Annotated in this window: 14 protein-coding genes; 7 read left to right on the top strand and 7 right to left on the bottom strand. The window is 75.7% G+C overall.

Going from position 1 to position 13,004, the window contains the following annotated elements; all coding sequences use genetic code 11:
• Genes ACGH52_RS13935 through ACGH52_RS13915 form a run of 5 tightly spaced genes read right to left on the bottom strand, consistent with a single transcriptional unit; the run spans position 1 to position 6,550 of the window.
• Positions 1-690 carry a polysaccharide deacetylase family protein gene (locus ACGH52_RS13935; protein WP_399939443.1) on the bottom strand — a complete coding sequence of 230 codons (690 nt, stop codon included), beginning with the start codon at positions 688-690 and terminating at the stop codon, positions 1-3.
• Between the two features lie 31 nt (positions 691-721).
• Complete coding sequence (gene murJ, locus ACGH52_RS13930; RefSeq protein WP_399939440.1) at positions 722-2,518, bottom strand: murein biosynthesis integral membrane protein MurJ; 1,797 nt, start codon at positions 2,516-2,518, stop codon at positions 722-724.
• Positions 2,515-3,834 carry an O-antigen ligase family protein gene (locus ACGH52_RS13925; protein ID WP_399939437.1) on the bottom strand — a complete coding sequence of 440 codons (1,320 nt, stop codon included), beginning with the start codon at positions 3,832-3,834 and terminating at the stop codon, positions 2,515-2,517. Before ACGH52_RS13925 ends, murJ begins: the two co-directional genes overlap by 4 nt.
• 5 nt (positions 3,835-3,839) lie before the next feature.
• Entirely contained in the window at positions 3,840-5,285 is a 1,446-nt protein-coding gene (locus ACGH52_RS13920) for a sugar transferase (protein ID WP_399939435.1), read from the bottom strand.
• Positions 5,282-6,550 (bottom strand): glycosyltransferase, encoded by a 1,269-nt coding sequence (locus tag ACGH52_RS13915; RefSeq protein WP_399939432.1) that lies wholly within the window; start codon positions 6,548-6,550, stop codon positions 5,282-5,284. The genes ACGH52_RS13920 and ACGH52_RS13915 overlap by 4 nt, the downstream gene beginning before the upstream one ends.
• 276 nt (positions 6,551-6,826) lie before the next feature.
• On the opposite strand from ACGH52_RS13915, the gene chpG reads away from it, so the two are divergent.
• The 6 genes from chpG to ACGH52_RS13885 all read left to right on the top strand — a co-directional run bounded on the left by chpG (position 6,827) and on the right by ACGH52_RS13885 (position 10,735).
• Positions 6,827-7,066 carry a chaplin ChpG gene (gene chpG / locus ACGH52_RS13910; protein WP_007449696.1) on the top strand — a complete coding sequence of 80 codons (240 nt, stop codon included), beginning with the start codon at positions 6,827-6,829 and terminating at the stop codon, positions 7,064-7,066.
• 275 nt (positions 7,067-7,341) lie between these two features.
• On the top strand, positions 7,342-8,091 hold the full coding sequence (locus ACGH52_RS13905) for a hypothetical protein (RefSeq protein ID WP_399939429.1): 750 nt from the start codon (positions 7,342-7,344) through the stop codon (positions 8,089-8,091).
• 184 nt (positions 8,092-8,275) lie between these two features.
• Entirely contained in the window at positions 8,276-8,578 is a 303-nt protein-coding gene (locus ACGH52_RS13900; protein WP_059302413.1) for a hypothetical protein, read from the top strand.
• A gap of 97 nt (positions 8,579-8,675) precedes the next feature.
• Positions 8,676-9,191 carry a hypothetical protein gene (locus ACGH52_RS13895; RefSeq protein ID WP_121702010.1) on the top strand — a complete coding sequence of 172 codons (516 nt, stop codon included), beginning with the start codon at positions 8,676-8,678 and terminating at the stop codon, positions 9,189-9,191.
• A gap of 118 nt (positions 9,192-9,309) precedes the next feature.
• Complete coding sequence (locus ACGH52_RS13890) at positions 9,310-9,885, top strand: tyrosinase family oxidase copper chaperone (RefSeq protein WP_399939424.1); 576 nt, start codon at positions 9,310-9,312, stop codon at positions 9,883-9,885.
• On the top strand, positions 9,869-10,735 hold the full coding sequence (locus tag ACGH52_RS13885; protein ID WP_210975388.1) for a tyrosinase family protein: 867 nt from the start codon (positions 9,869-9,871) through the stop codon (positions 10,733-10,735). Before ACGH52_RS13890 ends, ACGH52_RS13885 begins: the two co-directional genes overlap by 17 nt.
• An 86-nt stretch (positions 10,736-10,821) precedes the next feature.
• Here the strand turns inward: ACGH52_RS13885 and chpF are convergent, their stop codons facing one another.
• Positions 10,822-11,094 (bottom strand): chaplin ChpF, encoded by a 273-nt coding sequence (gene chpF / locus ACGH52_RS13880; RefSeq protein WP_059302409.1) that lies wholly within the window; start codon positions 11,092-11,094, stop codon positions 10,822-10,824.
• 325 nt (positions 11,095-11,419) lie between these two features.
• Between chpF and ACGH52_RS13875 the strand changes: the two genes are divergently transcribed.
• Positions 11,420-11,998: a DUF2087 domain-containing protein gene (locus ACGH52_RS13875; protein ID WP_247700186.1), complete on the top strand. Its 579-nt coding sequence runs from the start codon at positions 11,420-11,422 to the stop codon at positions 11,996-11,998.
• 6 nt (positions 11,999-12,004) lie between these two features.
• Here ACGH52_RS13875 and ACGH52_RS13870 read toward each other — a convergent pair whose 3' ends face one another.
• Entirely contained in the window at positions 12,005-12,994 is a 990-nt protein-coding gene (locus tag ACGH52_RS13870) for a D-2-hydroxyacid dehydrogenase family protein (RefSeq protein ID WP_210975390.1), read from the bottom strand.
• Positions 12,995-13,004 lie beyond the last annotated feature (10 nt).

The raw sequence follows: 13,004 nt of genomic DNA, 5'->3' as shown, positions 1-13,004 counted from the left end.
TCACACTCCCGCCGGGGCCCGGCGGCGCAGGCGGTGCAGCCGGGTCTTCAGCAGCAGCCGTACGGGTGTGTCCCGCTGGCCCACGTGCACGCGGGGCAGGGCGTACGGGCCGGACAGCGGGCCGGGGTCGATGGCGCAGGCGTAGGTGTAACCGGCGGCGCGCACGGCGTCGGCGGCGCGGGCGTCGACCGTGCCGTACGGATAGCAGAAGCCGGTGACCGGGGTGCCGGTCAACTCGGCCAGCAGCGCCCGGCTTCCGGCGGTCTCGGCGGTCAGGGTGGTGTCGTCCGCCGTGGTCAGGTCGACGTGGGTGAGGCCGTGCGAGCCGATCTCGACGCCCTCGGCGGCGGCGCGGCGGATGCCGTCGGCGGTCAGCAGCGGCTTGCGCGGGCCCAGCGGGTCCCAGGCGTTGTCGTCGCCGAGCCGTCCGGGCAGCACGAACAGGGTCGCCCCGCAGCCCCAGCGGCGCAGGCACGGCAGCGCGTGCTCGACGAAGTCGGCGTACCCGTCGTCGAAGGTCAGCCCCACCAGGTCCCGGCCGCCGCCCCGGGCGCGGGCGGCCAGCAGTTCGGCGACCGGCACGCCGCGCAGCCCGCGCCGCCGCAGCCAGCCCAGCTGCGCGTCCAGCCGGTCGGGCGTGACCGTGATGCGGTACGGGTCGTCCGAGCAGTCGCCGACGGAGTGGTACATGGCGATCCAGGGGACGGTGCCGGGGCGGGCGTCAACGGTCGTCGTGGGCGCGGAAGCGGGAACGGAAGCGGAAACGGAAGCGGAAACGTTCATGAGGGAGCCTTCGGGTGACGGGGTGGAGGAAACGGACGGGCCGCAGGCCCCGGACGCCCAGGGCCAGGCAGAGGACGACGAAGACACCGCCGACGGTGGCGGCGCCGACGGCCAGCGGGAGGGCGGTCCGCGACACGGCGGCACCGGCGTCGGCGACCCGGTCCGCGGCCGGCGCGCCCGCGCCGGCCGCCACGACCGCCGCCAGCAGCGGGCGGCCCAGGTCGCCCAGGACCCGCCGGACCCGCACCGGCACGCTGCGCGGACCCATCCCGGCGAGCAGCAGGGCGGCGGTGACGGTGATGCCGGCGGCGTTGGCGGCGGCGATGCCGGTCACGCCCCACGGGCCGACCGCGCGGGCGCCGACGACGGCGGTGGCGACGACGCCGACGGCCATCGCGCCGAACGGGTACCAGGAGGCGCGGCCCGCCGAGAAGTAGGACCGGGCGAGCGCGCCCACCACGGTCTGGCCGAGCAGCCCGAGCGCGTACACCCGCATGACGTCCGCGGTCGCCGCCGTGTCGGCCGCGGTGAAGGCGCCGCGCTGGAAGAGCAGGTGGATGATCTGCGGCGCGCAGGCGACGACGGTGGCCGCGCCGACGAGCACCAGGCAGGCCGCCAGCGCCACGTCCCGCTCGACCCGGTCGCGGGCCCGCTCCGTGTCGCCGTCGGCCAGCGCGCGGGCCACCACCGGGAAGGTGACCGTGCACAGCATCAGCGACAGCGTCATCGGGATCTGGGCGACCTTCTGCGCGTAGTTCAGGTGCGAGATGGCCCCGGCGGGGAGCCCGGAGGCCAGGAAACGCTCGATGAGGACCTGGGACTGACGGCACAGGGCGAACAGCAGGACGGTGCCGAACAGGGCGAGGGCGAGCGGGCGGGCGCCGTGTGCGGTGCCCGGAGGGTCCGGCAGACGTTCTCCGGCCGGGGCGGCCGGTGTGTCCTCACCGCTGCCGCGCCGCCGCAACTGATGCAGGAGGGACGGCAGTTGCGCCGCCACCATCAGCGCCCCGCCCACCGCGACCCCGACCGCCGCCGAGCGCACCCCCCAGCGCCCGCCGAGCACGAACATCGCCGTGATGATGCCGGTGTTGTAGGCGACGTAGATCGCCGCCGGTGCCGGGAACCGGCGGTGCGCCCGCAGCACCGCGCTGCAGTACCCGGCGAGCCCGAAGCTGACGACGCAGGTGGCGGTGAGCCGCGTGCAGTCCACGGCGAGGGCGTGGTCGGCCAGCCCCGGTGCCAGGGCCCGCACCAGCACCGGCGCGGCGGCGGCGACCAGCGCACCGGCCGCGGCGAAGGCCAGGGCCAGCCGGGGGAGCGTCGAGGCGACCAGCGCGCGGACCGGGTCGCCGGGGGCGCCCTGCGCGCGGCGGGCCAGGGCCAGGCTGAACATCGGGACCAGCGCGAAGGCCAGCCCGTCCTCGATGAGCAGCGTCGCCGCGAACTCCGGCACCGTCCACGCCACCAGGAAGGCGTCCGTCTCGCTCCCGGCCCCGAAGAGCCGGGCCAGCGCCTGGTCCCGGGCCAGTCCGAGCACCGACCCGGCCACCGAGAGCACGGCCGTGACGAGGGCGGCGCGGGCGAGGAAACGCCCCGAGGAGCCGCCCTCGGCGACGGGCGCGGCCTTCGCGTGCCGGGTCTCCGCCGCCCGGGGGCCCGCGTCGTGGGCGTCGGCCGGGCCCGCGTCGTGGGACGCGCCCGCTTCGTCCGCCGGGTGCGGCGAGGTCGTCGTCACCGCTGCGGCACCTCCCGCGCGGCGCTGCCCAGCGCCCACCAGGCCGCCAGCCCGAGGCACACCGCGGTGAGCACGGTCGAGGGCCCGCCGATGTCGGCGTACGCGAAGTCGGTCAGCTGCCACACCAGCAGCCCGCAGGCGACGAACGCGCAGTCCGGCACCGAGCCCTCGTCCCGACGGGCGCCGCGCAGCGCGCGCAGGCCCAGCACGAGCAGCGCCAGCCAGCTCCCGGCCAGCGCCAGCAGCCCGAGCAGCCCCTGCTCGGCCAGCACCAGCAGGTACATGTTGTGCGGGGACAGGAGCGGCTGCCTGCGGTACCCGGTACCCGCGCCGTCGGTCTCGCTGCCCGAGGACAGCGCCAACGAGGCGTGCGCGTCGCGGTGTTCGGGAAAGCCCTTCAGCCCCACGCCGGTCAGCGGGCGCTCCCGCCACATCCCGGCCGCCGCCGCCCACATGGTGTAGCGGTCGGTCACCGACTGGTCGGGGGCGTCGGTGACCCGCGTGATGCTGCCGACCCGCTCCTGGAGCATCGCCGTACCGACTCCGAAGCCGCCCACCAGCACCACCGCCGCCGCGACCACGGCCGCCCCCACCGCCAGCGCCCTGCGCACCCCCGCGAGCAGCAGCTGCACGGCGCACGTCACCGCCGTCGCGATCCACGCCCCGCGGCTGAACGACAGGGCGAGCGGCAGCAGCAGGGCGAGCGCGCACCCGGCGGCGAGCAGCCGCCGCCGCACCGGCGTCCGGCCCCCCAGGGCCAGCCCCATCGCGCAGACCAGCCCCAGGGAGACCACGGTCGCCATCCCCATCACGTCCTGCGGCCCGAAGGTGCCCACCGCCCGGATCCGCTCGCCCTGGTAGGAGGCTCCGGTCCCGGTGACGTACTGGTGCACCCCGACCGCCCCCTGCCACAGGGCGAGCCCCACCATCGACCAGGTGAGCAGCCGTACGTCGGCCCGGTCGCGGACCAGCAGCAGTACGGCGGCCGGGACGAGGACGAAGACCTGGAGGTACCGGCCGAGGCCCGCCGGCCCGGCCCCGGGCGACACGGCACCCACCGCGGCGACGGCCAGGCCGAGCACGGGCAGGCCGAACACCACGGCCGCCGTACGGGACAGGGGGCGCCGCCGGTCCCGCACCAGCCGCAGCGCGCAGTACAGCACCGCCAGTGCGGAGACCGCGTCGGCCGGGTGCGCGCCGCCCCCGCCGCCCGGGGCGAGGGGCAGCGCGAGCAGCGCGACGACGGCGACCACGGCCAGCACCGGCGGCAGCCGCCGTGCGCGCGCCGTCGGCCCGAGGGGCAGGGCGTGGGCCACCGGGGTCAGCTCCCCGTGGGGCGCACGAGCGCGGCGGCCGTGCGCAGCAGGATGCACACGTCCTGCCACAACGACCAGTCGTCGATGTAGGCGTTGTCGAAGCGGGCCCGGTCCTCGATGGACGTGTCACCGCGCAGCCCGTTGATCTGGGCCAGGCCCGTGATCCCGGTCGGCATCCGGTGGCGGGCCGCGTAACCGGGGTAGGTCTGGCTGAACCGGGCCACGAAGTACGGGCGTTCGGGACGCGGGCCGACCAGGCTCATGTCGCCCCGGAAGACGTTCCACAGCTGGAGCAGCTCGTCCAGCGAGGTGCGCCGCAGGAAGCGGCAGAACCACGGCATCCGGCGTTCGTCCGCCACGCTCCACCGGGTCGCCGACTCGTGCTCGTCCGCCGGTCGGTGGGTGCGGAACTTCAGCAGCGTGAACGGCCTGCCGCCCTCCCCGACGCGCTCCTGCCGGAACAGCACGCCGGGACCGCCCACCACCCGCAGCACCGTCGCACAGGCCAGCAGCAGGGGGCTCAGCAGCAGCAACAGCGCCCCGGACACCGTCACGTCGAGGACCCGCTTGCCCGCGCCGCCCGGCCGCCGCGGCGCCGCCGGTTCCAGTCGCCGGCAGGGGAAGGCGGCGATCCGGTCCCCGGCCGCGTGCGAGGGGGCGTGGCCGGGAGCCTCGGCGTCCAGCTCCCACACCGCGCAGCCCGACTCGGCCAGCGTCCGCAGCAGCGCCGCCTGCCGGGGCCGTACGGAGGGGCCCACGGCCAGGACGTCCCGCACGCCGTTCTGCACGACCGCCCGCCGCACCTCCTCGTCCGTGGACAGTACGGGCAGGCCCGCGGTGCCGCCCGGCTCGTCGGTGACGATCCCGACGGGACGCACTCCGCAGCGCGGGTGGCGCAGCAGCGCCGCGGCCACCCGCTGGGCGGGCGCGGCGGGGCCGACGACGAGGGCGGCGCGGGGATGGTTCAGCAGCGCCGTACGACGTCCGCGGTGCACGGCGGCCCGGCCGGCGCAGGCCGTCACCGCGTGCAGCAGGAAACCGGCGCACAGGGTGTGCGCGGAGAGCGCGTGCGGCGGGGCGTACGCCGCGACGAGCGCCGCGAGCAGCAGCCACCCGACGGCGATCCGGCCGCACAAGGCGGGCAGGTCGTCCAGCGCGCCGGACGTCCGCCGGGCCGGGCGCGTCCGGGGGCGCAGCAGCAGCGAGGCGCCCACCAGCAGGGCCGCGAGCAGCGGTTGGTGCGGGGTGCCGGTGAGGACCAGCGAGCCCGTCAGGGCCGCCGCGCCGTCCGCGGCCCACAGCGGCAGCGGGGAGTCCGGCCGTGCGGCGGGGCGCCGGGCGGGCAGCCGCGGGCCCATGGTGCCGTCGCGCCGCGACAGCACCGAGACGGGGGAGGAGCCGAGGTCGCGCGCCTGGCCGGCGGGGGAGGGGACGGTGCTTTCCGCGGTCACGGGTGGGTGGACTCCCTGCACTCGATGGGCACGACGGCCGACCGCCCCACGGCCGCGGGCCGGTCGCCGATGTCGCCGACGCGGTCGCCGACGCCGGCGCCGGTGTGCGCCGCGATCGTGGGGCGTACGCCGTCCAGGAGATCGCCGTACAGGGCCGCGACCGCCGCGGTCGTGTGCCGTACGTCGTGCGCGGATCGGACGTGCGCACGCCCCCGGCGGCCGAGCGAGGCGCGCAGCGGCGCGTCGAGCAGCAGCGCGGCGGCGGCGTCGGCCAGCGCCGCGGGGTCCCCGGGCGGCACCAGGCAGTGCGGTACGAGCGCGGGCGGCAGGGCCTCGCGGGCACCGTCCACGTCGGTCACCACCACGGGCCGTCCGCAGGCCATCGCCTCCAGCGGGGCCAGCGCCATGCCCTCCCAGCGCGACGGCAGTACGACGAGGTCGGCGGCCCGGTACCAGGCGGCGGCGTCGGCGACGGCCCCCGCGAACAGCACGGACGCCGGGGCCCGCGCGGCCAGCCGGGCCCGGTCCGGGCCGTCGCCGACGAGGACCAGCCGGGCGCCGGGCACCCGCGCGAGGACCGACTCCCAGGCGTTCAGCAGGACGTCCTGCCCCTTCTGCGGGCACAGCCGCCCCACGCAGACCACCAGCGGGGCGTCCGGCGCGACACCGTGCCGCAGCCGCGGGCCGGCCGGGTCATGGCGGGCGTACTCGGGCGCGTCGGCGGGGAAGCGGGCGAGGTCGACGCCGTTCGGGATCACCGCCCAGGGACCGCGCAGCCCGGACCGCGCCCCCCGCAGCCGTTCCGCCTCGCTCACGCACACCGTCCGCGCGGTCCACCGCGCCGACCACCGCTCCCAGCCCAGCGCGAGGCGCGCGGCGGCCCCGCCGACCGCCTCGAACGACCAGGCGTGCGGCTGGAACACGGTCGGCACCCGGCCCCGTACGGCGAGCCGCCCGGCCAGACCGGCCTTCGCGCTGTGCGCGTGCACCAGGTCGGGCCGTACGTCCTCGACCACGCGGACCAGCCGCCGTACCTCCGGCACCAGCGCCGGGCCCGGCGAGCGGGTCGCCGGCCAGTGCCGCACGTCGGCGCCCAGCGAACGCAGCCGGTCGGCGAGGTCCCCGTCGGGGCAGGCGACCGCGACGCGCAGTCCGGCGGCGAGCTGAGCCCGCGTCAGGTCCGTCACCACCCGGGCGACCCCGCCGTCCACCGGTTGGGTGAGGTGCAGAACCCGTGGCGGTAAGCCGGTCGGTGGCAGGTGCATGCGCGTTTCCTCGCTCACGGAGATTGCTCGGGACGGGCGGGAACGCGCCCGGCCGCGGGCGCCGGCCGCTGCGCGGCATACGGGTGCGTCGAATGGTGTGGGACTCTAGCTGCTATCCGTACTAATACGGCGAAACCGGGTAAGTGTGTTGGATTTGTGAATCCCGGTCTTTCGCGAGATCACCCCTTTGGCGGCACAACTCGCGCCCGTGCCACGCGTTGACACTGCGCCGGGCAGCCGCCCGGATGTGTGTACAACCCCAAGGAGCACTTCTCCATGTCGCGTATCGCGAAGGGCCTGGCCCTGACCTCCGTCGCCGCCGCCGCGGTGGCGGGCACCGCCGGTGTCGCCGCCGCCGACAGCGGCGCGCAGGCCGCCGCCGCCCACTCCCCGGGCGTCCTGTCCGGCAACGTGGTGCAGGTCCCGGTCCACATCCCGGTCAATGTCTGCGGTAACACCATCGACGTCATCGGCCTGCTGAACCCGGCGTTCGGCAACGAGTGCGAGAACGACTGACGTCGGCTCACCACTTGCCGCACCGGCCGTCCGTATCGCGGTTCCTCCGCGAGCGGGCGGCCGGTTCGCGTTGCCGCACGGACGGCGGTGTGCTGCCCCGAATGGGGGGACCGGGCGGCGACACGGCGCACGGACCTTGACAGGGCGTCTCACCAGGTAAGACGCGGCCCGCGAGAAGGGCGGGCGGGCGCACGGGGTCCGTGCCTGCGTTGCAGAGCGCCGAGGGCGATTCCACGGTGGGCACAACATCCGACGCACCACCGAAAGGAACCCTCATGCGTCTGCCCGCACGGCGAATCGCCACCTCCGCTCTCTGCGCCGGCCTGCTGATCGGCCTCTCCGGTCCGGCGGTGATGGCGGCCGACGGCGACTCGGTCCGGGAACGCACCCACGCGGCGTCCCACGCCCCCCTCCCCGACGCGGAGGAACTGCAGAGCCAGGTCGGCAGCCTGGCCGGTCTGGGCGGAGTGCTCACGCCGGTCACCGACCTGCTCGGCGCCGTCCTCAAGGCCGACAACGGCCAGCTCTCCGCCACCGACGCGGACAAGCTCTCCGCCGCCGTCAAGGACGCCCTCGCCAAGGCCGACGCCGCGGACGCGGACACCGACGACGCGGCGACCACCCCCGGCACGAGCACCCCGGCCCAGCCGCCGGCCGTCACCGCGCCGGAGGCCGGGACCGACACCCCGGTCACGCTGCCCGCGCCCGTCACGGCCCAGAGCGACGACGGCACCGCGGCCGCCGCCGACCTGTCCGCGGCCGCGGAGGCCGAGCTGCAGAAGCGGATCGACGCCCTGGTGAAGGCCTCCACCTCCGGTACCGCCGAACAGGTGAGCCCGGCCGTCAAGGACCTGATGACCGGCATCGTCAACGTCGTCGCCGCCACGATGGTCGGCAACGGGCTGCCCGCCGCGGACCTGGCCGGCCTGCCCGGCGTACCGACCGCGCCGGAGGCCACCACGCCGGAGGCTGCCACCCCGGAGGCCGCCACGCCGGAGGTCGCCGCACCGGCGGACCCCTCCTGACGCCGAGCCACCCACCCCGCGTGTCCCGGGCCGTCGCCCCTCCCTGCCGGAGTGCGACGGCCCTTCGCGTGTCCGGAGATCTCATATGTCTTCCGGACGGCGGAGTTTCCGGCTCCGGCGCAGGTCGTTAGGGAGGTCGTCAGCAATACCTCCGGTGACACGGGTCGCCGAAGAAAGGAACACCATGAAGTCCCTCAAGGCCGCCGCCGTCGTCGCCGGTTCCCTGGTCGCCGCCGGTTCCGCCGCGCCCGCGTTCGCCTACGACGCCTCCGACGCCGCCGCGCTCACGCCCACCAGCCTCAACGGCGCCGTGAACGCGCTGACCGCGGAGCCCATCGACATCATGCCGATCAAGCACCAGTCGGAAGGGCGGTCCGACGCGCTGGACACCGAGAACAAGGACTCCGTGCTGCACACCGTGAAGGGCGCGACCACCAAGCTGAACTCCACGAACGGCCTGCTGGGCGGCCTTCCGCTGGGCGGCTGAGCCACCCCGCTCCCCGCCGTACCTCCGCCTTCCGGAGCCGTCTCTCCCGCCTTCCCGAAGCCGTACCCCCGCCTTCTCGAAAGGGACCGTGCCTGTCATGAAGCCGACCACCAGACGAACCCTGGCCGCCGTGGTCACCGGTGTGGCCGCCGCCGTGGGCGTTGCCGCCACCCCCGCCGCCGCGGCCCGCGCGGTTCCCGTTCCGGTGCCGCTGGGCGGCGCGGAGACGGCCCTCGGCATGGAACTGCCCGAGGTGGCGGGCGAGCTGCCCGTGCCGACGGCGGGCGCGCCGGAGGGCCCGCGGTACGTCGAGGGCCGGCTGCTGCCGGAGCGGACGCTGCCCCAGCTGCCGGTGCGGGGCGGGCTGCCCGGCGTCGACCTGCGCCAGCCGCTGCCGCACGTCCTCGGCGACGACTTCGACCACGCCGGTGTCGACGCCCCCGCCACCGAGGTGCGCACCCTGGCGCCGGGACTGTCCCTGGACGCCCCGCTCACCGCGCCGAACCCCGAGGCGCTCGGCCTGCCGGCCCCCAAGCTTCCCGAGGCAGGCGTGCTCACCCCGGTGGTCCAGACGGTTCCGGTGGCCAACCTGGGCGTCGGACCGGGTCTGTAGCCCCCGGCGCCCCCGCTCGGCCGAGCGGGCGTGCTCCGACTGGCCCTGCGCGCGGTGACCGCGGGGCCCGTCGTTCGGTTAGCGGTGCGGACCAACGGAACCGGACGAGGAGTGAGCCATGGTCGGCAACGCGGGCGCGACAGGCAACGGCACGCAGCCGGAGCGGGAGTACGTGGCGGAGGACGCGGCGAGAGGCGGGCCGTCGTCCGGCACCCGGCGGCAGGTGATGCGGGGGCTGCTCGCCCCGGCGCTCGCCGTCGGCCTGGCGCCCCTGATCGCCGCCTCGCGACCCTCCGGGGCCGCGGCGTCCGCCACGGCGCCCGGACCGCGATCCGCCCACCCCGGGCCGCACGCCGCCGAGTCCGCCAAGTCCGCCGAGTCCGTCGAGGGCGCCGAGCCCGCCGCCTTCGACGAGACCTACCGCGGTCGGCGCATCCGGGGCATCCGCTCCGCCGCGGGCCGGGCCGTGGGCGCAGGCACCTGGCAGGTCACCGTGGACGGCCGCCCGCTGCACCTGATGCGCCGGGCCGACGGCAGCTGGCTGAGCATGGTCGACCACTACCGGTCCTACCCCACCCCGCTCGCCGCGGCCCGCGGCGCCGTCGACGAACTCGGCCCCGGCGAGCACCTGCGCGACACCCCGTCCGCAGGCCACGACCAGCACTCCGGGGAGCGGCATGGCGTACACGCGTAAGGACGTCAGCACGCTGACCCGCAGCGAGAAGCGGCGGTTCGTCAACGCGCTGCTGGAGGTCAAACGACGCGGCGAGTACGACCAGTTCGTGCGCACCCACATCGAGTACTACGTCTCCGACGGCGAGGACGGACTGCGTACGGCCCACATGGCGCCGTCCTTCCTGCCCTGGCACCGCCGGTTCCTGCTGGACCTGGAGGAGGCGCTGCGCCGGGTGGACGATTCGGTCACCGTGCCGTACTGGGACTGGACCAAGAACCGCGGCGCCAAGTCGACACCCTGGACCGCCGACCTCCTGGGCGGCACCGGGAGGCGGTCCGACCACCGGGTCACCACCGGTCCCTTCGCCCACGCCGAGGGCAACTGGACCATCAAGGTGAACGTCACCGACACGGAGTACCTCACCCGGGACCTCGGACGCGCGGGCGACCCCCTCGACCTGCCCTCGAAGAGCGACCTGGAGCGGGCGCTGGACGACCCGATGTACGACACCTCGCCCTACGACTCCACGGTCCGCAAGGGGTTCCGCAACAAGCTGGAGGGGTGGGGGACCGGCCGGGGCAGCGTCTCCTGGCTCAATCACAACCGCGTGCACCGCTGGGTCGGCGGCGCCATGGTCGGCGGCGCCTCCGTCAACGACCCGGTGTTCTGGCTGCACCACGCCTTCGTCGACCTCCAGTGGTCGCGCTGGCAGGCCCGCCACCGCGGCGCCCGCTACCTGCCCGCCGAGCCGCCCGGCCGGGGCAGCGCGCAGCGCGGGCGGATCGTCGCACGGCACGAGAAGCTGCCGCCGTGGGACGTGACGCCGGACGAGCTGGAGGACGTCGGCCGGATCTACCGGTACGCCTGAGCGCGTCCGACCCGGGGAACCGGACGCATCCGTACCGGGTACGGGAAGAGCCCCGGCCTAGGCCGGGGCTCTTCGGTGCCTGGGACTCAGCTGCCGTAGCCGCCGCTCTTGTCCTCGTCGTCGCCGTTTTCGCAGGCGTTGCCGAAGGCCGGGTTCAGCAGACCGATCACGTTGATGGTGTTGCCGCAGACGTTGACCGGCACGTGCACCGGGACCTGGACGACGTTGCCGGACAGGACACCGGGCGAGCCGACGGCCGCGCCCTCCGCGCCCGCGTCCGCCATGGCCATGCCGGTGCCGCTGAGCACCACGGCACCGGCACCGAGGGCGATGCCGGCGGCCTTCGCGATGCGAGACATCACGTTCTCCTTCTGACTCGGGGAGCACGGCGGCAGGACCCGCCGCCGCACTGTCGGTTCAACGCACCCGGTCGCAGCGGGTCACGGGGGGAATGTGCGGATCACCCTTTTTGAGCGTGCGGGCGGCGGGTGTCGGCGACGCGCGGAAAACCGTTCCCGTGCGCGGCGGTGTGTCCACTAGCCTCCCGGCATGCCGAATGACCGATCCGACTCGTCCGCCGAGGATTCCGAGTCCTTCCAGTCGCCTCAGTCGCCTCAGTCGCCTCTGTCGTCCTACTCGTCCCGGTCGCCCCAGCGGGCCCGGCGGTCCGTGGAGTCTTCGTCGCTGCCGTCCGCGCTCGCCGCGCTGCCCGCCCTCTTCGCCGAGGAGAGCCGGGTGCGGGCCTTCGCGGCCGTGGCACTGGGCGCGGGCGACGCCGCAGGGGTGGCACGGGCGGCCGGCCTCTCCGCGAAGGAGACGTCCGGCGCGCTGCGCCGACTGCGGGAGCAGGGCGTGGTGGCGTCCGGGGAGGACGGCGGACTCGTCGTCGTCCACGACCGTTTCCGGGAGCTGGCCCGCGCTGCCCGCCCGGCGTCGCAGGCGTCCGACGACCCCGCCGCGGCGGGCGACGACGGCCGGGTCGGCATGATCGTGCGGACCTTCGTCAGGGACGGCCGGCTGGTCCGTCTCCCCGCACGCTGGACGCGCAAGAAGGTGGTGCTGCGGCACATCGCCGAGCAGACCTTCGCCCCCGGCGTGGAGTACCCGGAACGCACCGTCGACGAGAAGCTGCGGGCCTGGTGCGAGGACGGCGAGGTCGACCATGTGACGCTCCGGCGCCATCTGGTGGACTTCGGCCACCTGAGCCGGAGCGAGGGAATCTACACGCGCCCGGCGGACGCCGCCCGGACGGGCACCGCCTGAGCGTCCTTACCCCCGGCCCGGGGCCGGAGGCGGGGACACGGGCAGCCGCCGTACGGGGGAGCCCGCGAGGTAGGCCGCGATCGCCTCGACGGCCTGGCCGTAGTACGTGGCGTAGTTGGCGCGCGAGACATAGCCCAGGTGGGGCGTCGCGAGCAGGCGCGGGGCCGTGCGCATCGGGTGACCGGCGGGCAGCGGCTCGGTGTCGAAGACGTCCACGCCCGCACCGGCGATGCGGCCCTCGTGCAGCGCGGCGAGCAGCGCCTCCTGGTCGACGATCGCCGCGCGCGAGGTGTTGACCAGGTAGGCGGTCGGCTTGAGCAGGGCCAGTTCGGCGGGGCCGAGCAGGCCGCGGGTGCGCTCGCCCAGCGCCAGGTGGACGGAGACGAAGTCGGCGCTCCGCAGGAGTTCTTCCTTGGACGGGGCCAGTTCCACGCCGACCTCGTCGGTGCGCTCCCGGGTGAGGTTCTGGCTCCAGGCGCTCACCCGCATGCCGAAGGCCAGGCCGACCCGGGCCACCCGCCCGCCGATCTTGCCCAGGCCCAGCAGTCCGAGTCGGCGGCCGTGCAGGTCGGCGCCCACCGTCTGCTGCCAGGGGCCGCCCTCGCGCAGTCCGTTGCCCTCCTGGACGATGCCGCGGGCCAGGCCGAGCAGCAGGGCCCAGGTCAGCTCGACGGGTGGGGTGGAGGAGGAGGCCGTACCGCAGACGGTGACGCCGTGCGCCTCGGCGGCGGCGTAGTCGATCACGCTGTTGCGCATGCCGGAGGCGACGATCAGTCTCAGCCGGGGCAGCCGGGCGAGCAACGAGCCCGGGAACGGCACGCGTTCGCGCAGGGTGACCACGATGTCGGCGTCCGCGAGCGCCGCGGCGAGGGCGTCCTCGTCCGGGAAGTGGGTGTCGTAGGAGACGACGTCCACGGAGTCGGCGACGGGGGACCAGTCGGCCACCTCGGTCGCCACCCGCTGGTAGTCGTCGAGCACGGCACAGCGCAGTCGCACGGTGATGGTC

Origin of the sequence: Streptomyces sp. BBFR25, assembly GCF_044590125.1 — a bacterium.
In the GTDB taxonomy this organism is placed as follows: Bacteria; Actinomycetota; Actinomycetes; order Streptomycetales; family Streptomycetaceae; genus Streptomyces; species Streptomyces canus_D.
The sequence above is the reverse complement of the archived record's forward strand: the minus strand, read 5'-3'. Positions and strand labels throughout refer to the sequence as shown.

Excerpts from the sequence above, each read along its gene's own strand:
- ACGH52_RS13935 (WP_399939443.1), bottom strand. The coding sequence starts at position 690 with ATGTACCACTCCGTCGGCGACTGCTCGGACGACCCGTACCGCATCACG.
- chpG (WP_007449696.1), top strand. The coding sequence starts at position 6,827 with ATGTCGCGTATCGCGAAGGGCCTGGCCCTGACCTCCGTCGCCGCCGCC.
- ACGH52_RS13915 (WP_399939432.1), bottom strand. The coding sequence starts at position 6,550 with ATGCACCTGCCACCGACCGGCTTACCGCCACGGGTTCTGCACCTCACC.
- chpF (WP_059302409.1), bottom strand. The coding sequence starts at position 11,094 with ATGTCTCGCATCGCGAAGGCCGCCGGCATCGCCCTCGGTGCCGGTGCC.
- ACGH52_RS13905 (WP_399939429.1), top strand. The coding sequence starts at position 7,342 with ATGCGTCTGCCCGCACGGCGAATCGCCACCTCCGCTCTCTGCGCCGGC.
- ACGH52_RS13890 (WP_399939424.1), top strand. The coding sequence starts at position 9,310 with ATGGTCGGCAACGCGGGCGCGACAGGCAACGGCACGCAGCCGGAGCGG.
- ACGH52_RS13885 (WP_210975388.1), top strand. The coding sequence starts at position 9,869 with ATGGCGTACACGCGTAAGGACGTCAGCACGCTGACCCGCAGCGAGAAG.
- ACGH52_RS13895 (WP_121702010.1), top strand. The coding sequence starts at position 8,676 with ATGAAGCCGACCACCAGACGAACCCTGGCCGCCGTGGTCACCGGTGTG.
- ACGH52_RS13900 (WP_059302413.1), top strand. The coding sequence starts at position 8,276 with ATGAAGTCCCTCAAGGCCGCCGCCGTCGTCGCCGGTTCCCTGGTCGCC.